The sequence below is a fragment of the Thermostilla marina genome (assembly GCF_054657455.1).
Map to the genome: position 1 here is coordinate 3,513,000 of NZ_BAAHYR010000001.1, position 22,172 is coordinate 3,535,171.

General features: G+C 58.9%; 11 protein-coding genes. 6 read left to right on the top strand and 5 right to left on the bottom strand.

The features are described from left to right. Nucleotides 1-87: 87 nt before the first annotated feature. From feoB to ACYQ2I_RS12910, 5 genes are all read right to left on the bottom strand, one after another. Nucleotides 88-2,403, bottom strand: a complete 2,316-nt coding sequence (gene feoB, locus ACYQ2I_RS12890) for a ferrous iron transport protein B (RefSeq protein WP_460167429.1) — start codon at nucleotides 2,401-2,403, stop codon at nucleotides 88-90. Nucleotides 2,404-2,671: 268 nt separating this feature from the next. Further along, on the bottom strand, nucleotides 2,672-2,965 hold the full coding sequence (locus ACYQ2I_RS12895; RefSeq protein WP_460167430.1) for a FeoA family protein: 294 nt from the start codon (nucleotides 2,963-2,965) through the stop codon (nucleotides 2,672-2,674). A 364-nt stretch (nucleotides 2,966-3,329) separates the two neighbouring features. After that, nucleotides 3,330-6,410, bottom strand: a complete 3,081-nt coding sequence (locus ACYQ2I_RS12900; RefSeq protein ID WP_460167431.1) for an efflux RND transporter permease subunit — start codon at nucleotides 6,408-6,410, stop codon at nucleotides 3,330-3,332. Further along, nucleotides 6,407-7,645: an efflux RND transporter periplasmic adaptor subunit gene (locus tag ACYQ2I_RS12905; RefSeq protein ID WP_460167432.1), complete on the bottom strand. Its 1,239-nt coding sequence runs from the start codon at nucleotides 7,643-7,645 to the stop codon at nucleotides 6,407-6,409. Before ACYQ2I_RS12905 ends, ACYQ2I_RS12900 begins: the two co-directional genes overlap by 4 nt. Nucleotides 7,646-7,793: 148 nt before the next feature. Beyond that, entirely contained in the window at nucleotides 7,794-8,453 is a 660-nt protein-coding gene (locus ACYQ2I_RS12910; protein ID WP_460167433.1) for a TetR/AcrR family transcriptional regulator, read from the bottom strand. Nucleotides 8,454-8,893: 440 nt separating this feature from the next. Here ACYQ2I_RS12910 and ACYQ2I_RS12915 point away from each other — a divergent pair, with 440 nt between their 5' ends. From ACYQ2I_RS12915 to ACYQ2I_RS12940, 6 genes are all read left to right on the top strand, one after another. Beyond that, nucleotides 8,894-10,561 (top strand): efflux transporter outer membrane subunit, encoded by a 1,668-nt coding sequence (locus ACYQ2I_RS12915; protein ID WP_460167434.1) that lies wholly within the window; start codon nucleotides 8,894-8,896, stop codon nucleotides 10,559-10,561. A gap of 388 nt (nucleotides 10,562-10,949) precedes the next feature. Further along, entirely contained in the window at nucleotides 10,950-12,389 is a 1,440-nt protein-coding gene (gene uxaC, locus ACYQ2I_RS12920; protein WP_460167435.1) for a glucuronate isomerase, read from the top strand. A gap of 148 nt (nucleotides 12,390-12,537) precedes the next feature. After that, nucleotides 12,538-16,314, top strand: coding sequence for a DUF5696 domain-containing protein (locus ACYQ2I_RS12925; protein ID WP_460167436.1), 3,777 nt, complete (start codon nucleotides 12,538-12,540; stop codon nucleotides 16,312-16,314). Nucleotides 16,315-16,523: 209 nt separating this feature from the next. Then, nucleotides 16,524-17,549, top strand: coding sequence for a phenylalanine--tRNA ligase subunit alpha (gene pheS / locus ACYQ2I_RS12930; protein WP_460167437.1), 1,026 nt, complete (start codon nucleotides 16,524-16,526; stop codon nucleotides 17,547-17,549). Between the two features lie 104 nt (nucleotides 17,550-17,653). Next, nucleotides 17,654-20,038 (top strand): phenylalanine--tRNA ligase subunit beta, encoded by a 2,385-nt coding sequence (pheT, locus tag ACYQ2I_RS12935; RefSeq protein ID WP_460167438.1) that lies wholly within the window; start codon nucleotides 17,654-17,656, stop codon nucleotides 20,036-20,038. Between the two features lie 375 nt (nucleotides 20,039-20,413). Then, nucleotides 20,414-21,991 (top strand): phosphoenolpyruvate carboxykinase, encoded by a 1,578-nt coding sequence (locus tag ACYQ2I_RS12940; RefSeq protein WP_460167439.1) that lies wholly within the window; start codon nucleotides 20,414-20,416, stop codon nucleotides 21,989-21,991. Nucleotides 21,992-22,172: the final 181 nt, after the last annotated feature.

The following is a 22,172-nucleotide window of genomic DNA, read 5'->3' on the forward strand; positions in this document are numbered from 1 at the left end:
CCGCAGCAACTGCCCCCATGACGATCCAATCTTGCCAGGCCGCAAACATCGCGGCACCTCCATCGTTCACGTGATGTTTTCCCGAGGTCACCCCAAAAGGGCGTCGGAAATTCGAAACGTCACCCAGGCCCCCAGATATGCCAGCAAGCTCATATACGTGAACGCGAAGATCGGCCACCGCCAACTTCCCGTCTCACGCCGGATCACCGCCAGCGTGGCAACGCACTGGGCGCACAAGGCGTAGAAAACCATGATCGAAAGGGCTACCGGCAGCGTGAATACGGGGCGATCCGTTCCTTCCCATGTCGCCGTTCGCAAGCTCTGTCGCAACGGCGAATCGTCCTCACCGTCTGCCGGCTCGCCGGTCGAGTGAAACATCACGCCGAGTGTGGCCACCACGACCTCTCGGGCGGGAAACGATGCCAAAACCGCCGTCCCGACTCGCCAATCCCACCCTACAGGACGCACGACCGGTTCGATATACCGGCCCATCCGGCCTAACCAGCTTTGCTGCTGATACGCCAAGTCGATCTCACGTTCGAGACTCGCCAACTCCGCCTCGACGGCAGTTCGCTCCGGAGCATCGAGCGACAGCGACTCGAGAGACGCCGTCAACTCGGCCCGCCGCGCGGCGAACGGAGCTTCGACCTCGGGCGGCCTCGGATAGTACAAGAGCGCCCACACGACGATGGACGTCGCAAAGATCAGGGTTCCCGCCGAACGCAGAAATACCCAACCGCGTTCCAAGACGCGCCATGCTACCGTGCCGATATCGGGCAACTTGTACGACGGTAATTCCATCACGAAGGCGGTGCTTCGCCCTCGCAACAGGGTGCGCCGCAATACAAAGGCCACACATACCGCTGCTACGATTCCCAGCAGGTACAAGGCCGTCAGCACCAATCCTTGCAGACCGATCCAACCTCCCAAGAAGCGAACGTCGGGTACGAATACTGCGATCAACAAGGCGTAAACCGGCAACCTCGCCGAACACGTCATCAACGGGGCTACCAAGATCGTCGTCAACCGGTCCCGCTCGTTTTCGATCGTTCGCGTGGCCATGATGCCCGGCACGGCGCAGGCGAAACTCGACAGCATGGGAATGAAGGCCTTGCCCGAAAGTCCCAGACGGACCATGAACCGGTCCATCAAGTACGCGGCGCGGGCAATGTATCCACAGTCCTCCAGAATCCCCAGGAACACGAACAGAATCAGAATCTGCGGCAGAAAGACGACCACCGCCCCCACTCCGCCGATTACTCCGTCGACCAATAGACTTTGCAGCGGCCCCGGGGGGACGACCGTTGTCGCCGCCTCACCGACATACCCGATGGCCGACTCGATTAGTCCGATCAACGGATCGGCCCCGGCAAATATCGCCTGGAACATCGTCGTCATCACGACGGCGAACACGAACATGCCCCACACCGGATGCGTCAACAGAGCGTCGAGCTTGTCCGAAAGGGTCGTCGGATACCGCTCGGGCACCTCGACCGCCCCGCTAATCAGTTCGCGAACACAGGCGTAACGGATTTCCGGCTCGACGCCGGGAATCCGAATCCCGGCCTTCTTGAGCCGCTCTCGCGACTCTTTCAATCGCACAAGCCATGGATCTTCGGCGTGAACACCCAACGATTGCGTCAAAAAGCCCGAAACATCCAACAAAAGCCGAACCGCCAAATACCGTTTGACGCTGGGAGACACCGCTTCGCGATGATCTTCCCCGGCGTTCTCGGTATCGGCCCCCCAGCCCCGACGATCGAGTTCCAAGACTCGCTGGAACGGCTCGGCCGCCGCCAATTCGGCCGACAGACCGGCAACCTCTTCCTCAAACGCCGCGGGGAACCGACAACAATAGGGGTTCGACGTAACGGTCCTTTCTGCCGTGCGTTCGAGCACCTCTCGCAATCGATCGATGCCACGCCGGACGTTCGCCTGCACACCGACGACCGGCACCCCCAAACGCGAAGCGAGTTTGTCGAGATCGAGTTTCACATGCTTGGATTCGGCGACGTCGAGCATATTCACGGCGACGACCACCGGCAGCCCAAGCTCGAGAACCTGCGTCACCAGGTACAGGTTGCGTTCCAGGTTTGAGGCGTCGACGATACACAACACGACGTCGACCGGATCGCAATCGCTGAAGCGGTTCAAGAGCACGTCGACGGCGACCATTTCGTCGCGGGAACGTGGGGCCAAGCTGTACAGCCCGGGAAGGTCAACCAGCTCGAACGCCTTTCCGTTCGACTCGAATCGCCCCAGTCGTTTTTCCACGGTAACGCCGGGATAATTGCCGACCCGCTGCCGAACACCGACCAGCGCCGAAAACAACGTCGATTTACCGGTGTTGGGATTGCCGATCACCGCAACCGTAAACTTCTTCTTCCCGGTCGTTACCGCCATGACGCTCCCCCGCGGGCTCCCTTTTCTTGCGGGCTCGTTCCCACGTCACCTACGCCGAGCCATAACCCGATTCGGCTCGCCCCCCAATCCACATTGAGATCCGCTTCGGTCGCCGGCCGTAGCCGACACATTTTCCAAAACCCATAATACCGAGACTCAGTATCATTAACAGGCCGAACAGATATTACTTTTCTTCCCATTGGCTCGATCGGGTGGTCCTCTGCGAAACAAACGCCGTGAAGCCTGCCGCGTGTCGAAAGAAGTACGCCTACCCGACCGATTTCGACGATCCTGCGCCCGGGCGATGTACCAATACACCGAGGCGACGATTCGGACGCAGGCACAGCTTTTGACCTCGCACGCGGACGATGCACGGTTTGCCGGAGCGAAACATCTCGACGGGAACGCCGGGCTGCAAACCGAACTCTTCGAGCCGATGCACGTCGTCCGAGCCCCCGATCAGCTCGGCGATATACCCCGTTTCGCCCGGCTTCAGGTGGTGCAGCGGGACCAGCGAAGGATCATCCGTTATGCGTTGCTCCACACGGCGGAACGAGATCATTGAATCGACTCCCGGGTTGGGTTCCGGCCGAAATCGGCCAAGTCGCCATTATCGCAAAATTCCTGGAAAGCTCCACCCGCGGCTTCCCTCACCAACACCGCAAAGCAGCCGCGACTCATCCAGCCGAAACTGTTATTGATAGCGAGTCTCAAAAATTCTAGCATTGCAGTACCCAAATAGCAAGAGGGTTTCTCCCAAATTTCGCGGTGGGCATCTGGGACGGCGAAGCGATCAGAGAATTCCACCCAAAAACCGCAGAAAGCGTCGATTGCCGAGCAAGAAAAGGCCGGTCCGGCGACCACCAGGGTGGTCCTCACACGATGTGCGGTCGCCGGACCACGGAGAGCTACCAAAGGAGGCCCGATCAGGAGCTTGCCGCTTTCTTGCGAGTGAACAGGTCGTACAGAATCGGCAGCGTGATCTGCGTGAGCACACCAGAAACCAAGATTCCGCCGACGGTCGCAACTCCGACGCCCACACGAGGCTCGGCGCCGATACCGCGTCCCAAGGCCAACGGCAACATACCCAGCACTGCCGCCAAAGTGATCATCACGATCGGCCGGAAGCGATCGCAGGCGGCCTGGATCATCGCTTCGTGGCGTGCGACACCTTGTTCGACCAGCACGTTGAATTGGTCGACGATCAAAATGGCGTTGTTGACCACGATACCGGTCATCATGACAACGCCCATCATCGCAAACAGATCGAGGCTTTGGCCGGTCCAAGCCAGCGCCCAAATCGTACCCAGCAACGCGAACGGCACCGTCACCAAGACCAGAAACGTCCGCCGGAAGCTCTCGATGATGGCGGCCAATGAAAGGAACACGAGCACGACCGAGATGATGCCCGCCTCGATCAGGCCTTGGAAGCCTTCGGCCATCGTTTCATACACGCCGGCAAACGTGTAACGATAGCCGGGCGGCAGGGTGACTCGCTCATCGATCCCTTGGGAAATCAACTGAACCGCCGTCCCCAATGGAAGATCCGGAGCCAATTGGGCGGTCAGCTTCGTAATGCGTTCCTTATCCTTGCGGATGATCTGAATCGGAATGCGCCGTTCGTCGACTGCCCCCAAAGCGGCAAGCACGACGGGATGCCCCGGCCCGCCGGGGAAAAGAAATCCCTCGACCTGCTCTTTTCCTTCTTGTTCGGCAAACTTGACGACAATGTCGTAGTTTCGGGCGGTAGCCCGCGACTTGAACGTGCCGGCCTCGATCCCTTCAAGGTTGCCGCGCAAGACCATCCCCATTCCTAAGGCGGGCGTCCCCACATCGGCGAGAACTTCTCGCTTCGGTCGCACGCGAAGCTCGGGCTTGGGCGGTCGCACAGACGTATCCGGCGTCTCCACCCCCGCAATGTCTTGAGCCACACGCAGGCTCTCCAGCGCCAAGCGATTCAACTCCTCGAGGTCCTGGCCGGCTATTTCCATTTCGATCGGGTTCGACTGTCCGCCGATGATCGAGGTTTGCGTCACCGTCACGACGGCTTCGGGAAACCCGTTCATACGCCGCCGGACCTCGTCCATCAGGTCGAAAATCGTCTCGGGACGCTCGGTTCGCTGAGGGAATTTCAATAGCATTTGGGCCAAGTACACGCCTTCGCTCGATTGGCCCAAGGTCCCTTCCGCCTTACCGATGGTCGTCAACACGTGTTGCAACCGCGGCACATCGGCAATGCGACGCTCGGCTTCGGCCACGCGTTGCATGGTCGCATCGAGACTGTAGTCGGTCGGAAATTCAAGCCGCACGTAAACTTCGCCTCGGTCGGAGTCCGCGAAAAAGCCCGCTCCCACTTTCTTGGCGGCCACGAGAAAACCGTGCGCCATCAGCCCCAAAACAGCCAGGATGACCAGCGCCGCGGCCCACCGACGCCTTTCGCAAAAGTGCAGGAACGCCCGATACACGCCGACGAGCCGATTGAACATACCGTCGAACTGCCGTCCCAGCCATTTCAACAGCGAACTGTGCCCCGAATCGGCCCGCAAGATCAGCGAGCACAACATGGGCGTCAGCGTGAACGAGATGAACAGCGAAACGACCGTCAAGATCAACATCGTCAAGGCTAGAGGGGCGATGAACAGACCCACCCGGGTTTTCATGACGGCCAAGGGGAAAAGCACGACCACATTTGTCAACGCGCTGGCCAGAACGGCGATGAACACTTCACCCGCACCGAGCCTTGCCGCCTCTTTGGGATCATTCGATTCCTGAAGACGACGGACGATCGCCTCCAAGACGACGATCGAGTTGGTTACGAGGATACCGACGGAAAGCCCGATGGCGATCAACGTCGCCAGGTTGAGCGTGTACCCCACCGCATGCATGAAGAACAGGCTAATCACGATCGTCAACGGCATCGTGATCGCAACGACGAACAAGGTCCGCAAGTCGTACAGGAACAGGAACAGAATCGCCGCGGTCAGCACGATACCGATCGCAACGTTCTTCCAGGCGTCGAGGTTCGTCGCTTCGATGAAGGTTGCGTCGTCGGTGACCCAAACGAGCTTCATGCCCGCGGGCAACTGCTCGTTGATCGCCTCCATTTTCTCGCGCACGGCGTTGGCAACGACGACGGCATTGGCGTCGGCCTTTTTGACCACCTTGATCGCCACGCAAGGCTTGCCGTCCAAAAGCGCTTTCTGCCGCATTTCGGCAGTCGAGAGCACGACCTTTCCGATGTCGCGCAGATAACAACGCCGCCCCTCGCTGTTGGCGATTTCCAAATCGGCCATCGCCTCGATGGTCTCGTAATCGGCATCGAACTTGACGGAATACTCCTTTCCGTTGTCGCGAATTCGCCCCGCTGGAATCGACCTTACCGCCCCGCGGATCGCCTGGACTATGTCCATCGTCGAAAGGCCGCGAGCCGCAAGTTTGTCGCGGTCCAATTCGACATGCACTTCACGTTCGGCACCGCCGACCAGTTGCACGTCGGCGACACCCTGGATCACCGTCAAACGGTCCCGAAGCTCATTGTCGGCAAAGTCGTATAATTCTTCGATCGACAGATCGCCCGCCAAGGCCATCGTCACGACGGGCTTCGCATTGATATCGAACTTCTGGATAATTGGATCTTCGACGTCCTCGGGCAACTCGGAACGTACCAGGTCGATCTTTTCCCGCACGTCGGTCGCAGCGATGTCGACATCGACGCCCATCTCGAACTCGAGCAACGTCTGGCAGACGTTCTCCATGCAGATCGAGCTGACGTGCTTCAATCCTTCGACCGACGAGACGGCATCTTCGAGACGTTTCGCGACATCCACTTCCAACTCATCGGGTGCGGCCCCCGGATATACGGTAACCACCGTGATAATCGGCACGTCGACCTTGGGCATCAATTCCAAGCCCATGTTTCGGTAGGCATTGATTCCCAAGAGCGTCAGCCCGATGATCAGGCAGCTCGTCGCAACCGGTCGTTTGACGGCGAAATCCGACAGGATCATTGCTCGCCCTCCTGCTGGTCGACTACCCGCACCGGATCCCCATCGTCAAGCATCGATTGCCCCATGACGACCACGGGTTGTCCCGCTGTGATTCCGGAAAGAACCTCGCGGAAGCCGTCTTGGTCCCACCCGAGCGAAACGGGCACCATCTTCGCACGACCGTCGACGACCATGAACACGACCGACCGCCCCAATCGCTCCAAAACGGCCTTACTCGGCACGCCGACACCGCGGCGAGAATCAAAGACCAAAGTTACATCCGCCAGACAGCCGGGCACGACTTCGGCCGGCGGTGACGTGATACGCCCCTTTACTTGGAACGTCCGCAGTTTCGGCTCAACCACCGGACTCTTGTACGTGACCGGTAACTCTCCCAAATCGACCGTGCCGACACGCACGCGCATGATCGTCTTGCCGGGCTGAACTCGCTCGTAATACTCGGCGGGCACGAACACGCTCACTTCCAACTGTGACAGATCGTCGATGCGAACCACCGGCGTTCCCGCTCCGGCCATTTCTCCCGGCTCTTTCATCCGTTGCGAAACGCGACCGCTGACGGGCGCCTTCACCTGCGAATCGGCCAAATCCTTCTCGGCAATCCGCAGATTCAGTTTGGCCTGTTCGAGCTGCGCCTTCGCCAGATCAATCAACGTGCGGATATGGCGTACCTCGGCCTCGAGCGACTCGACTTGCAACTGCTGATGCTCGACAGTCTGCCGGGCAATTGCGTTCCGTTCATTCAAGTCGCGGTATCGCTCCAAATCGGTTTGCGCTTGACTCAATGCGATTTGCGTCTTTTCCAACAGTGCCTGTTTTTCTGCGACCGCGCATTCGGCCACGCGAACCTGCTCTTTCGCAATTTCGACCGCATTTTTCAGCTTGACGGAATCCGTCTGAAACAAGACGGTCTTGCCCGCTTCGACATAGTCGCCTTCGTCGACGAAAATGTCGTCGAGCGTTCCCGGAATACGGGCGGAAACCAAAGCGAAGCGATCGGCCAAAACACTACCGGCGACCTGGAGGCGATCCTCGAAGGTTCGTTCCTCGGCAACCGCCAGCACGACCGACATTGCCTCGGCGGCCGACACCGGCTTCGCGTCGTCCCTCGAAGCAATCGGCTTTTCTTCTGCTCCCTGGTACCGTTCGGCAAACACCGCAACGACCGCGATCACGGCCGTAAACACCCCTGCACCAGCGATCCACGCCAAACGGCGGGTTGGTTGTCGACCTGCCATGTTGTCGTCCTCCCGAAAAATCGCAACACCCAGACGGTGTATCGCGTTTGTCCCCGCTTCTTTTTGTCCGTTGTCCCATCCCAAGATTTGTTGCCGCCGTCCGAAAGAACCGTCTCGCGGCAACATCTACTCGCGGCCCATCACAACTTCAATCGCCATTGGTCGCCTCGCGGACATGCGAACTCGACCATTGTGACCGTGCCGAATCGGTAAGAAATCCGCGCAAAAACGTGTCGAGAATGTGCTGTACACATTCTTCGCCGTCGCGACGGACGCCCGTGTCGAGCTGCCGCTCGATGAGAAAGTTCGTCGCCCCAATGAGAAGTTCGGCCGCCGTCTCGGCATCCAGTGCCCGCACGACGCCTTCCTCGATCCCCTGTCTCAAGATTCCCGCAATACGATCGATCGTACGGCGATCCCGCTTCCTCCGGGCACTGAAACAGATTTCTCGAACTTCCGACTGCCGGAACAAGAAGTCGAACAGCCCACGATGCTCGGCAAACAGGTCGAACCACATTCGCAGCGTTGCCTTGAGCTTCTCCAAAGCCGACTGTTCCGATCCTGCGATTCTGTCCCCCCGCGTCATCGCCGGCTCGATAATCCGATCGAAGATGTGCGTCACCAGATCCTGCTTGCCGGAGAAATAGTTGTAGATGCTCCCCTTGGCGACACCGGCAGCCTCGGCCACGCGGTCCATCGTCAACCCGTCGTAGCCGTGCTGCTTGAGCACCTCGATCGCCGCATCGGCGATCCCGTCCTTCATTGCCGCGGTCGCCAGCTCTCGGCACCGCTCGGTCAGATTGGCCATCGCGTATTCTCCAAGTGCGGACCAAACGCCTTTGAACTCGCCCCGGCTGCCCCAGTGAAACTATAGGTCACTCGCTCGCCTGCGCCGTCACCGTCAAAAACTCTACGTACCATTATATCGACCTGTTCGTTTTCGACAATGACTGTTCAGTCACTTTGGTGACGATACGGTTTAAGACTGAAGGTTCTGTGACGAAAGCGTCGATTATCGGAATAGCTCTTTTTGCGCCGATTACACCGGAAAAGCGGGACACGCCCCCTCATCCGATGTAGCAAGAGCAGAACGCCCAGGACACGAAGACGTAAGTCCCTGTATTTCCAACGGTTACAAACAACGGACAAACGAGCCTTCAGGGGGGAAACGACATGTTTGCGGGAAGGCCCCGTAGCGCGGCCGCCTTTGCGCTCGCCGCGATCGTCTTGGCATCAACCACAGGATGCATGACGAGCTTCAAGGAATGGATTCATCAAGGTTTCAAAGTCGGCCCAGACTACCACCAACCGGGGGTTGAAGTCGGCGAAGCCTGGATCGACAGCGAACAACCGGGCGTCAATACCGGTGAGATGGACTACTCGGAGTGGTGGACCGTCTTCAATGATCCCCAGCTCAACGAGTTGGTTCTCTCGGCCTACGAAGAAAACATCCCGCTAAAGATCGCTTGCCTGCGGATCCTTGAAGCCCGCTATCAATTGGGCGTTGCCCGAGGCTACTTGCTTCCTCAAGAACAGCAAGTGGTCGGCGCGTACCAACGCCAGCAACTTAGTCACAACGCCTACCCCTTCGGCGACTTCTCGAATATTCCCGGATTCCGCCTCAGCGCCGACGACTTCTCGCTCGGCGCCACGGCCGCGTGGGAACTCGATTTTTGGGGACGTTTCCGCCGGATGATCGAGTCGGCTGAAGCGAACGTCCAAATCCAACAGGAAGATTACCACGCCGCGCTCGTCCTCCTTCAGGCCGAAGTCGCGCAAAACTACATCCAAATGCGAACGGCCGAAGAGCGTTTGGCCTTGGCTCGCAAGAACGTCGAATTGCAAGAACGGACATTGCAACTCGTTCAAGCCCGCTTCGACCAGGGACTCGTCAGCGAACTGGACGTAAACCAGGCCAAAGCGATCCTCGAAACGACCCGCTCGATCATTCCGATGCTCGAGTTGCAACGTCGATTGGCACAGAACCGTCTGTGTACGCTGCTGGGCCAGCCGCCTCAAAGCCTCGACGACATTTTGCAGGGACCGGCCAAACTGCCCGAAGTACCGCCCGAGGTCGTGGTCGGGATCCCGGCCGATCTGTTGCGTCGCCGGCCCGACGTTCGCAAGGCCGAACGGATGGCCGCCGCACAATGCGCGCGTATCGGCGTCGCCGAGGCCGAATTCTACCCGCACATCGCCATTACCGGCCAAATCGCCTTTCAGGCGGACGACTTCGCCCACTTGATCAATACCGACAGTATTGCAGGAATGATCGGGCCGGCCTTCCGCTGGAACGTGCTCAATTACGGCCGTATCAAGAACCAAGTGCTCGCCGAAGACGCCCGCTTTCGCCAGGCCGTCTTAGGATATCAAGAGACCGTCCTGCGAGCCTCGGAAGAAGTCGAAGGCATGATCACGGCTTTCCTGAAAGAACAAGATCGCGTCCGCAAGCTCGAAAAGGCCACCGAGGCGATTGCAAAATCGGTCGACCTGGCCACGCTGCAATATCAGCAAGGGCTGATCGACTTCCAGAGGGTCATCGATTCTCAGCGTGCCCTGGTGCAACAACAGGATGCGTTGGCCGAAGCCCGCGGAAACGTGGCCCAACACTTGATTGCCGTGTACAAGGCACTCGGCGGCGGCTGGCAGATGTGCTTCCGGATGCAGCCCGGTGCGGTGCACGTCGTCTCGGAAACCATCGTTTCGCCGGCAAACGAAGAGGGTGAAATCGTCGTCGGCGATATGGGCACAGGCGAACAAGCCCCGGCGCCGACGCCTGCGTTCACTCCGGAAGAACCGGCTACCGCCCCGTCCCCTAAGAACGAGGCCGCGCCGCTCCCGGCTCCCGCTCCGGATGAAAGCAGCGATGCGCCGCTTCCTGAGCTCCCGCTCGTTCTCACCAATCGTGCCATGTGAGGCGCTGTGAGGCCGACGGTTCGCTCGCCGACCGATCCCCGTCACCGGTTCGTTTCAACACCGCCGGTGACGTTTCTATTTCTTGAAGCAGTGGAACCAAACGACCGGCCGAAGGGGAACGCACAAGCGGCTCATTGTCGACAGTCGACAGCCTTTCAATTCGCAACACATCGGATGGGTCCTGTCGCCTTACCCCGAAGACTGTTACATTAGGGACAGACTTAACAGCGAACACGCCACGCGGAAAAAACCATGCGTAAGGCGTCTATAGGGACAACGGCTCGGCCGTCCTTCGGCCGCCGCGTTCCCCACCGGACGCGTGCAATCGGGGCTCGATCAGCCGCCGGCTCGCATCGGTTCGAAATCGTTTCAAACCAAGGGAGTCGTCATGAACCGCAACCAACCATTGATCCACGAGGACTTCCTCTTGTCGAATGAACAGGCGCGTCGTTTGTACCACGACTACGCCGCGAAGATGCCGATCCTCGACTACCATTCACATTTACCGCCGGACCAGATCGCAAGCGACCATCGTTTCGAAAACTTGGCCCAGATTTGGTTGTACGGCGACCACTACAAATGGCGTGCGATGCGGGCGAACGGTGTGCCTGAACGGTTTTGCACCGGCGATGCCTCGGATTGGGAAAAGTTCCTCAAATGGGCCGAAACGGTTCCCAAGACGATTCGCAATCCGCTGTACCATTGGACGCATCTCGAGCTGAATCGCCCGTTCGGAATCAAGGATCGTTTGCTCTCCCCCGAAACCGCAGAGGGCATCTGGAAGGAGTGTAACGAGAAGCTGGCTCAGCCCGAATTCTCCTGTCGCGGCATCCTGAAGCAAATGAATGTCGTCGCGTTGTGCACGACGGACGATCCAACGGATTCACTCGAACACCACAAGGCCATCGCGGCCGATGCGTCGTTCTCGATCGTCGTGCTCCCCACGTTTCGGCCCGACAAGGCCATGAATCTCGATTCACCCGAAGATTTCAATCGCTGGGTCGACCGACTGGCGAAGGTGTCGGGCATGGAAATCAAGGACTACGACACCTTCATCGAGGCGTTGCGGTCGCGGCACGACTACTTCCACGAGATGGGCTGCCGCCTTTCGGACCACGGCCTCGAAAACTTTCCCGATGCCACTTTCAGTGCCACCGAGATCGCCAATATTTTCCGCGAAGCATCCAAGAATCGGCCGATCCCGTTGCCGGAGCGACACAAGTTCCGCATGGCGGTCCTGCTTGAATGCGCCCGCATGAATCACGAGAAGGGCTGGACACAGCAATTCCATGTCGGAGCGTTGCGGAACAACAACACGAAGATGTTCCGGGAACTCGGTCCCGACACGGGCTTCGACTCGATGGCCGACGGTCCTTTGGCCAAGCCGATGGCCCGGTTCTTCGATCAGCTTGCCCGTAACGACCAACTAACGAAGACGATCGTCTACAACCTCAACCCGTCGAAGAGCGACGTCATGGCGACGATGATCGGCAACTTCCAAGACGGCTCGGAACCGGGCAAGATGCAATACGGTGCCGCCTGGTGGTTTCTCGATCAGCGCGACGGCATGTTGCGGCAGATGGAAGTCCTCTCGAATTACGGCCTGTTGAGCCGCTTCGTAGGCATGTTGACCGACAGCCGCTCGTTCCTGTCGTTCACTCGTCATGAGTATTTCCGCCGCATCCTCTGCGACATGCTCGGGCGTGAAATGGCCGACGGCTTGATCCCGAACGACATGGAAGCCGTCGGCGAATTGGTGTGCGACATTTGCTACAACAACGCCGCCCGCTACTTCGGCTTCGACGTACCGCAAGACGTTCGTCCCTGACGGACAAATCGTTTTGCACGCGGCAGGTTTGGACGGTAGACTGCGTGTGGTCATTTTTCCGGTCGGCCGAAGTCAATATCACGACGGCGGCCGATCGGATCGTGCGCCGTCGTCCCACCCGTCAGTCGCCTTTCAGCGGGGGCCTGCCATGTTCGACTTTCTTTCCGCCTTACCGATCGAGCGCAGCGTACCTCGGCCGTTCATCACGTCGAACACCGATTGCAAGCGAGCACCGACTTTCGTGCTCTTCTCGTCTTTTGTTGCGTCGCTCGCGTTGGCGACTGCGTATCTAGGCGGGAACGCCCTGGCGTACAATCCACCGGTCGACACGGTCGACGGGGTGACGGTACGAATCGAGGGGCCGTCCGAAATCCGTACGATCGCCGAGCCGTTTGTCGCCAAGGTGGTGGTGGAAAACAAAAGCGATGCACCGCTACACGCCCGCGTTCGGCCGGGCGTGATCGACGATTGGTCGGCGGAACCGGCGGAACGTGATTTGACGGTTGCCGCCGGCGACACGGCCGCGGTTCAATTCTCGATTCAACCGAGCAAACAAACGCACAACGCTTGGTATCCCGTACACACCTTCGTGGTCGGCAAATTAGGCGAGAAACCTTGGGCTGCCCATCCGATCCTCCTATTGCAGGCAAAACACCCGAACCCGCCTACGGCAACACGGGTGTTGCCGTGGCTTCCCGTTTTGGTGGATGCCGAAAGCACGCTTGCCTTGTGGCAAATCCCCACCTATCGCGCCGTCGTCGAAGTTTTCGATCATCCGCCGGAAGTCATGCCAGTCGGTTGGAAAGGCGCCCACGCGACGAACGGAGCTTCCCTGGTCGTTGAGCCGGGAATCGTCGTCGGCGGCCGAGCCGAACCGGGGTTTCGTGAACATCCGCCGTGGAAAGACGGGCAGGCGGGAACGCTTACGATCGAAATTCCTCTCAAGCTTCCGAAGACGTCTCCCATCGTGCTTCGGTTCGCCAACGGCGTTCCGGACGATCACAGCGACGGCGTAACGTTCCGCGTGTCCGTCGTCCCGTTCGACGCGCCGAATGGAACATCGGGCGATCCGATCTTCGATCGTCACGTCGCCCCCGGAAAGTTCGAGAACGGCGAAGCGGACCTTTCGTCATGGGCCGGGCACGAAATCCGACTGCAATTGCAGGTCCACCCCGGCCCCAACAAAAACACCGGATGGGATCAGTGCTGTTGGGGTAGGCCGACTCTCGTGTGCGGAACACCGCCTTCGAAACCTCCGTTTCCGCCCGCCTCGAACGACGGTGCGGTCATTCTGGGCGGAGGCCGGATCGGTTCTCAACCATGCACGTATTGGGTTCGTCCCGGCAAGCGAGGACTGCTGGACGCCGTTGTCGGTATCGAATGCAACGGCAAGACGCTTTACCTCGACGGGTTCCACGTTCGCGTTCTCGGGATGAATCTCGAAGACGCCGACAGCCCATGCCAACTCCGAGAAATCACCATCGATCGCCCGGACGGCAAAACGCTGACGGCAACGCACGCGTTGTCGTCGCCGTTGGGCAACTTGACGCTTATCGGCACGATCACCGTCCGAAACGGCGTTCTCGACACGGCATTTCAATTGATCGAAGCGCCGCCCGATCGTCCCTGGTTTCATGCCTACATCGAAGAAATCGCACTGGGGCGTTGGAGTGAACCGATCGAGGCGGTCTACGCCGGACCGGGTAACGTCGTCGTGAAACCGGAAGCCTACCGGCTGCGTTTCGACGGCCATCGTCTTGCGACGTCGTTCGTGGGTACCGACCTCGGAAACGACTGGCACATCGTTCACGGAACGAACAACCCTCCCACCGAACTCGTGACCGCACCGGAACGGCGCCATGTGTCTCTGTACGTTCCTCATGATTCACGACTGACGATCATTCCGGCCGAGTCGGTATGGTCTGGAGCCTGCCGGTGGCACGATGTCAACGGCCTCGAAGCGGCCGACGGCGTGCCCGCGGCTGCCGGGCGATTCGTATTCGACCTCTGGGGAGGTCGCTACGCCGACAGCGACCGCGCTCTTCGAAAAAGCCTCCGGTACGGTCTCACACACAGCATGGTCGTGTGGCACAACTGGCAACGCTGGGGATACGACTATCGTCTGCCGGAAATCTATCCGCCCAATCCGCAATGGGGTACGGAAGCCGAACTGAAGCAAATGATCGAAACGTGCAAAGCAAGCGGGGTCCCGTTTGCTTTACACGACAACTACATCGATTTCTATCCCGATGCGCAGGGCTTTTCTTACAAGACCGTCATCGCCTTTGCGGCCGACGGGCGTCCCGTCCCGGCCTGGTACAACCAAGGACGTGACGCACAATCGTATCGGTATCGAGCCGATGCCGTCGAACCGTTCCTACGTGCCAATCTCGAGGTCATTCGGGCGAATCTCGCACCGACGGCGTACTTCATCGATGTTTGGTCCAGCATTCAGCCGTACGACTACTGGACTTCCGACGGACGATTCGTCGATCGCGTGTTTACACGGAATTCGTGGGGCGACCACTTTGCGTGGATTCGCGAATTCCTAGGCAACCACGCGCCGCAAATCTCCGAAAGCGGTCATGACCAGCTCATCGGAAAGCTCGACGGTGCCCAGACGAATCATCTGCGGGTAGGCGAACCGACCGAAGGTTATTACAAGTGGGCCGTGTGGAACTGGAAGTGCGCCGACGCCGAACGTATTCCATGGTTCGATGCCGCACACCACGATCGCTTCGTACTTCACGGAGCCGGTTATTCGGGGCGTTACCAGGCCGGACTCGACGCCAAAATGCACGGCATCTACAGCGACGATTACATCGCCACCGAAGTGCTTACGGGCCACCCGCCGATGGTGCCCGAGCCGTTTTCCAGAGATTGCGTTCGCAAGTACTGGCTACTCTCGACCTTCGCGCGAGCAGTCGCCTTGGATCGAATCCGAAACGTCGACTTCGTCGACGGGAACATTCACCGTCAATTCGTCGAATGGGAAAACGGAACTCGCGTATGGGTCAACCGCGGCAGCGGTGATTGGATCGTGAACGACCACATCTTGCCGTCGTACGGCTTTCTGGCGATCGGCCGTTCCCAAGATGGTCCGTGGTCGATTGCGATCGAAAAACGCAACGGTATCATCACCGAAATCTGCAAGACGGTGAAATCGATATATGTCAACGGACGCAAGCCGCATCGCGACCGTTTCCCGGCAAAAGTTGCGGTTCGCGGATTCCGTGATCTAGGCGACGGCAAATTCCAGCTCGACCTTCAATGGGACTGCGAGCGCCCTGTGCCTGCCGAGTACCGTCCGTTTTTGCACTTATGCGACGAACAAGGGGAGATCGTCTTTCAGGCTCAACACCAACCGAACATCTTCGACGGAACGCGATCGGGACGATTCGGCGCAGCGGCATTCGGTATCGTCCCGGAAGAACGGCGAGCGACCGCCGGACACTACGAGCTGCGTGTCGGCTTTTACATGCCTAACGGCGGACGCCGTCTGGACATCGAAGGCGTGCAAGACGGAGAACATCGCACACGGCTGGGTACGTTGATCGTCACTCCGAGCGAAAAGGGGCCGCAACTGGGGTGGGAACCGCTTCCCGCACAGGCCGATCCCTACGAACGACGCATCAATCCGACGGGCAAACCGATCGATTTTGGCTGCATTGTCACGGCCGGAGCCCTGAAGCTGGAACGAACCGGGGATACGCTTCAGGTGATCCCCCTTCCCACGCCGCCCGACGACACCACCGAATGCGAGCTCGTGTGGGATGCTCTCCCGTGGTCGGTTCCCCCGTGCTCCCGGATCGACTACCTGGACGAAGCGGGAAACATCGTCCGACAAGAAAGTCGCTCACCCATCGGCGGCCGATTGTCCTTGACGATTCCGGGGTCCGTGTTCGCCGTACAGCTCTCACCGTAATGGCGATGAACTCGGCAACCTTCGGATCGCCGTGCCGGCCGCGGAGAACGCCCCCTCCGAAAAAACAGAGCCTACCGCTCCCCAATACTCAGTGAGACGAATTGCTGCTATCATAGAACGTTTTGAAGCACGGCAGGGGAGACCCTGCCGCAACGGGTACATCGTTCTGTACCGTGGCGAACGTCGACTGACTGCGAGGAGCGGTAGCCGTGGACGACATTCGAGAACAATTGACGTCGGACCTTGCAGGCTGTAACAGCCTCGACGACGTCGAAGCCGTTCGCATCAAATACCTCGGTCGCAAGGGTCTCATAACGACGCTGGCGAAGAATACGGACTTCAGCAAGCTTTCTCCGGAAGAAAAACGGAGTTTCGGCCAGCGTTTGAACGCGCTCAAGAAATTCGCTGAAGAGGCGATTCGCCAGGCAAAAGAGGCAGCCAAGACAAAAGAGACAAGCGGCGGAACCGTTCTCAAGGATCTCGACCTCACGTTGCCCGGCACCGATCATCGCCGAGGATCGTTGCATCCCATTTCGCTGGTTCAGATGGAGCTGGAACGCATCTTCAAAGGACTCGGGTTTCGCGTGCTGACCGGTCCGGAAGTCGAACTCGAATACTTCAACTTCGACGCACTGAACATCCCCGGCGACCATCCTGCCCGCGATATGCAGGACACGTTCTGGCTAACCAACGGGATGCTGATGCGAACACACACGTCGGCGAACCAGGTACGTGCCCTACAGACGTACGGAGCCCCGATCCGCGCCATCTTCCCCGGGCGATGTTTCCGGTACGAAGCCATCGACGCCAGCCACGAGAATACGTTCTTTCAACTCGAAGGCCTGCTGGTCGATCGAAACATTTCGGTGGCCAACCTGATCGCCGTGATGAAAACCTTGCTCAGCGAGGTCTTCCATCGCGACGTAACCGTGCGGCTGCGACCGGGGTTCTTTCCCTTTGTCGAACCGGGGTTCGAACTGGATTGTCAATGTCTGCTGTGTCACGGAAAAGGCTGCTCGACCTGCAAGTCGACGGGGTGGATCGAATTGATCCCTTGCGGCCTGGTACATCCCAAGGTTTTGGAGCACGGTCGCGTCGATACCGATGTGTACAGCGGCTTCGCCTTCGGCATGGGACTCACGCGCTTGGCCATGATGAAATACGGAATTCCCGATATCCGTTTATTCAATTCGGGCGACATCCGATTTTGCAGTCAATTTCCTGCGAGCGTTTGAGCGGAAAATTCGAATAGCCCCGCGGCCGACGCGCATGGAATCGACGTCGGCGGCCGTTCGTGAAGCGACACCCGCTCGGCCCGCATCGGAGGGAGGTTTACTCGGTGAAAATATCGCTGGACTGGATCTCGGACTACGTCGATCTTTCCGATCTCGATCCGACGACGATCGCCGACAAGTTGACGCTTTCGACTGCCGAGGTCGAAGACCTGATCACCGTCGAGCGATCGGTCGAAGGGGTACTCGTCGGTGAGCTCGTCGAAGTCGAACCGATCACCGCCGAGGGAAAGACTCTGCACCGCGTGGTCGTCGACTGCGGGAAGCAGCGTTTCACAACCGTTTGCGGGGCTCCGAACGTTCGCTCGGGCATGAAGTCGGCTTTCGCGCCCGCCGGTGTGACGTTGGCCGGTGGAACGACCATCACGAAAAGCGAGCTGGCTGGACACGTCAGCGAAGGTGTGTTGTGCTCCGCGGCCGAATTGGGAATGAGCCGTTGGCACGAGGGAATTCTCGACCTGCCCGCCGACTTGGAAAACGGAGCACCGCTGAGCCGGTGGATCCCGCCGACCGACACCCTGATCGAGTTGGACAACAAGAGCCTCACACATCGTCCGGACCTTTGGGGACATTACGGCTTCGCACGCGAGTTGGCGGCGATTTTCGGTCGTCCGCTGCGCCCGCTCCCGCAGGTCGACTTGAGTCGTTTCGACAACCTACCGGCATATCCACTGAAAGTCGAAGATCCCGAAAACTGCCCGTGCTACGCCTGTCTGGATATCAAACTCGACGCTGCGGTCCCGTCCCCGTTGATCGTCCAACGCCGCTTGCACGCGCTCGGTCAACGAACCTTCAACTTGATGGTCGATCTGACGAACTACGTCATGCTCGAGATCGGCCAGCCGACCCATGCGTTCGACGGGGACTTGGTCCACGAGATTCGTGTCGCACCGATGGGACAACGCGGCACGTTCGTGACTCTCGACGGCCAAGAGCGTGAAATGCTGCCGGAGGACCTGCTCATTTGGAACGAAAAGGAACCGGTCGCCTTGGCCGGCGTGATGGGCGGCTTGCACAGCGAGGTCACCGCCTCGACCCAGCGCGTTCTGCTCGAATCGGCGAACTTCAAAGCGGCGAGAATCCGCAAAACTTCGGTCCGTCTCGATTTGCGTACCGATTCGGCCCAGCGATTCGAAAAGAGTCAACCGCCGGTGATCGTCAAATGGGCGGTGGCTCGAATTCTCGCCTGTATCGAAGAAGCGGGGCGCCCCTACGAGGTGCTGTCGCGATTCACGGTCGCCGGTGATCTCGATGACGCCTACCGGCCGTTGGAAATGCCCTGGCGCGACGTCGCCCGCATGGCGGGTCAAGATCTCCCCGAAGACGAAGTGCTCGCCATTCTTCGTTCCTTGGGGTTCGAAGCCGAGCGACAGGGTGAAGTTCTCAAAGTGGGCGTGCCGCCGTTCCGCAGCCGCAAAGACGTTTCCATTCCGGCAGATATCATCGAGGAAATTCTTCGGATCTACGGGTACGGCCGATTGACCCCGCGCTTGCCGGAATCCCCCATCGCCCCGTTGCCGGAAAACCGGCCGCTGGACGTCCAACACACCGTTCGCAGCGTATTGGCCGAGGCACACCGCTTCATCGAAATCCACAACTATGCATGGACCGACGACAAGTGGTTGACCCAACTCGGTTTCGATCCGCAAGACGCCTTGGAACTGAAAAACCCGGCCGCGCAACCGTATCGCCGTTTGCGGACCACGCTGCTGCCGAATCTCTTGGCATTGGTACGCCCAAACCGAGTACACCGGGACGCCTTTCGACTGTTTGAAATCGGCGATGTTTACCGCGCCGACGGTGATGGTTGCGTCGAAACGACGCACTTAGGCGGTGTGAGTTTTCAACAGAGCGCCCTGGGAAGTTTGGAAGAGCATTTTCGCTCGATCCGCGGCGCGGTGGAAGAAATCGGGGCAGCCGTTTTGAAACGGCCGTTTCGCATCGAGGCGGGGAGGAAGTCATCTTTCCCGTGGTTGGAAGCCAAGCATTGGGTAACGATCAAATCCGACAATCAAGACCTCGGGTACCTTGCCGTATTGCCGCGGGCGATGATTCAGAAGGTAGTCGCTGAAGGTCAAGTGATCGTCTTCGAACTCGATCTCGACCGGCTGGCTGCGCTGCCCGTCACAGAACAACCTTATCGGCCTGCACCGGTCTACCCCGGCTCGTGGCAAGACTTCTCGCTGTTGTGGGACGCCAACGCGGGCTTTGCGGCATTGGACGACTGCTTGGCGAAATTCAGCCATCCACTGCTGAAACAACGCGACTTTTTGTACACCTACAAAGGGAAAGGTCTGCCTGCCGGCAAGTTCAGTTATACGTTCCGCTTCTGGATCGGTGCCGACGACCACACCTTGACGGGAGACGAAATCGAATCGTTTCGCCAAACATTCTTGGAGTTCCTCAAGCAAAACGCCATTGCCCTGCGTTGAAATCCCCTATTCCTCCTCGACAAACCGTCCTGTGGAGCGGAAGATCGGCCACCGAATGGAGGGATTGACCGACAACAGACCATCCTGACAATAAGCCCTTGGTGTCATCATCATATACTCCGATTTGGTTAGACGCAGGGTGGTGGAACTGTCGAGAACGCCAACAACGCCACCCGAGAACGGTACGTATCGTCGCGGCGATGATACCCGATGTTTCTCTGCCGCGACCGCGCCGTCGACTGCAACGGGGCTGCCCCGGCGCTCGGTCCGCTACTGTGTCGCCTAGGCAAACCGACTACCGTCGATCGGCGGCCTGATTGCCTGGCGTGGGAATACGATACAAACACGAGCACACAAATCCACAAGGAGAAACGAATGTTCGCCGAATTCCAACAGGCAGCCAAGACGATCTTCGAATCGGCAATGCACGACGGGCGATTGATTCGCAACCCCGATGAGGCCCGTTTGCGCGGACTTGCACTGGAGGAACCGAACGTCCGCGAGACCAAGTACGGCAGCATCATGGCCGAGTCGGAACCGATGTCGCGGGCGGCCATGTTTACGCGAAACAACGTCGACAGCGAGTTTGGAAAAGACGAATACGACCTTTTGGAAGCTGCCAAGCGGCGATTGGCACAAGAGGAACTGGTCAGTATCGATGTAGAAGTCGGCGACGGCGCAGAAGGCGTCACCGCTCGCTTGATCGTCCCCAAGCGATTTGCCCATATCGCGTACGCCGGCGTCAAGTTGTTCAAGCCGACTTCGACGGACGATCCCACATACCAGGTCGTGTTTTTCACCGACGAAGCCTATGAAGGCAACGTCGAAAAGCCGCTTCCCGAAAAAGACATCACGATCCGTTTGGCCTTCGGCGACGGCGGCAAGATGATCAAGATCGTCCGCAACAGCAACTACTTCGGCGAGTGGAAAAAGGGAGTCTTCGCCGGAGAGGACTACCGAGTCAAGCAAAGCGGCGATGCCATCTTCCTGCACGTCGGTTGTCGCAAGGATACCCTCGAAACCTCCCACGGGGGATACAAGACAAGCATTTCACTCTTTGCCGCATTGAGCGCCAACGGAAAAACGAGCACCAGCTGCAAAGTGCTTGCCCGCAAGGGCCATGAACGCTCGTGGCTTATTCAAGACGACGGCGGCAGTTTTTGCCGAGACGGCCGCTTTCGCGGCTTCGAGGCCGGCGGCCTGTTCATCAAGACCGACAAGCTCAATCCCGGCGATCAAATCGAAGCGTACTACGGCGCTTTGAAGCGAACGACCTTCCTCGAAAACGTTCATATCGAAGAAGACGGCAGCATCGACTTCTTCAACCTGGAACGCACCTCGAACGGTCGCGCCGTCGTCCAGCGACGCGATTTTATGCATTGCAGTAACGACATCAACACCGACCGCGTCGACAACCTTTTCCTGATCACCCGCGGGTCGATCATTCCCGCGGTCGCCAAGTTGACGCTCGAGCAAGCCGTCGCCTTCATGGTGCTGGGACAGTCGATGGAGTCTTCGGCGGGCGACCCCACGCAAGCCGGTAAAATCAAGAACGTGTTCTTCTACGACCCGTTCGTGGCCGGCGACCGTGCCGAACACGCCAACTTGTTCTACGACTTGCTCCAAGCCAATCCCCACATCAATTGTTTCCTGCTGAATACCGGTTGGGTTGGAGAAGGCGAGTCCTTCAGGGATATCCGACTGCAAGATACCATGGGCATTCTGGATTCTGTCCTCCGAGGCGGCCTGGAAGACTGGACATATTCGGAAGCCACCGGACTCCTGGTTCCCTCGGCGGTTCGGACCGTCGATTCGATTCTGTTCCATCCCGAAAAGCTGTTCTCACCGGCCGAGTTCGAGAAGCGCCAGAAAGCTCTCGACAAGCAACGTGCGGAGCAGATGGACAAGTACCCGGGCCTCAATCCGAAGATCCGCGAAGTCTTTCAAAAGTAATCGAATCTCCTTGAAATCAGTCGCCAGCGACGCGAGAGCATCCTCTGTCGGTGCTCTCGCTTTTCTTTTCGCAAGTCGAAACGGTAGCGTCGCGCACGACGGCAAAACGTGAAAGACTTGCCTCGACACATGGCCCACCTGAGAATCATGAAATGAACATTTCTCGGACTTCCTCATTGTG

Excerpts from the sequence above, each read along its gene's own strand:
- ACYQ2I_RS12910 (WP_460167433.1), bottom strand. The coding sequence starts at position 8,453 with ATGGCCAATCTGACCGAGCGGTGCCGAGAGCTGGCGACCGCGGCAATG.
- feoB (WP_460167429.1), bottom strand. The coding sequence starts at position 2,403 with ATGGCGGTAACGACCGGGAAGAAGAAGTTTACGGTTGCGGTGATCGGC.
- ACYQ2I_RS12895 (WP_460167430.1), bottom strand. The coding sequence starts at position 2,965 with ATGATCTCGTTCCGCCGTGTGGAGCAACGCATAACGGATGATCCTTCG.
- uxaC (WP_460167435.1), top strand. The coding sequence starts at position 10,950 with ATGAACCGCAACCAACCATTGATCCACGAGGACTTCCTCTTGTCGAAT.
- ACYQ2I_RS12915 (WP_460167434.1), top strand. The coding sequence starts at position 8,894 with ATGACGAGCTTCAAGGAATGGATTCATCAAGGTTTCAAAGTCGGCCCA.
- ACYQ2I_RS12925 (WP_460167436.1), top strand. The coding sequence starts at position 12,538 with ATGTTCGACTTTCTTTCCGCCTTACCGATCGAGCGCAGCGTACCTCGG.
- ACYQ2I_RS12900 (WP_460167431.1), bottom strand. The coding sequence starts at position 6,410 with ATGATCCTGTCGGATTTCGCCGTCAAACGACCGGTTGCGACGAGCTGC.
- ACYQ2I_RS12940 (WP_460167439.1), top strand. The coding sequence starts at position 20,414 with ATGTTCGCCGAATTCCAACAGGCAGCCAAGACGATCTTCGAATCGGCA.
- ACYQ2I_RS12905 (WP_460167432.1), bottom strand. The coding sequence starts at position 7,645 with ATGGCAGGTCGACAACCAACCCGCCGTTTGGCGTGGATCGCTGGTGCA.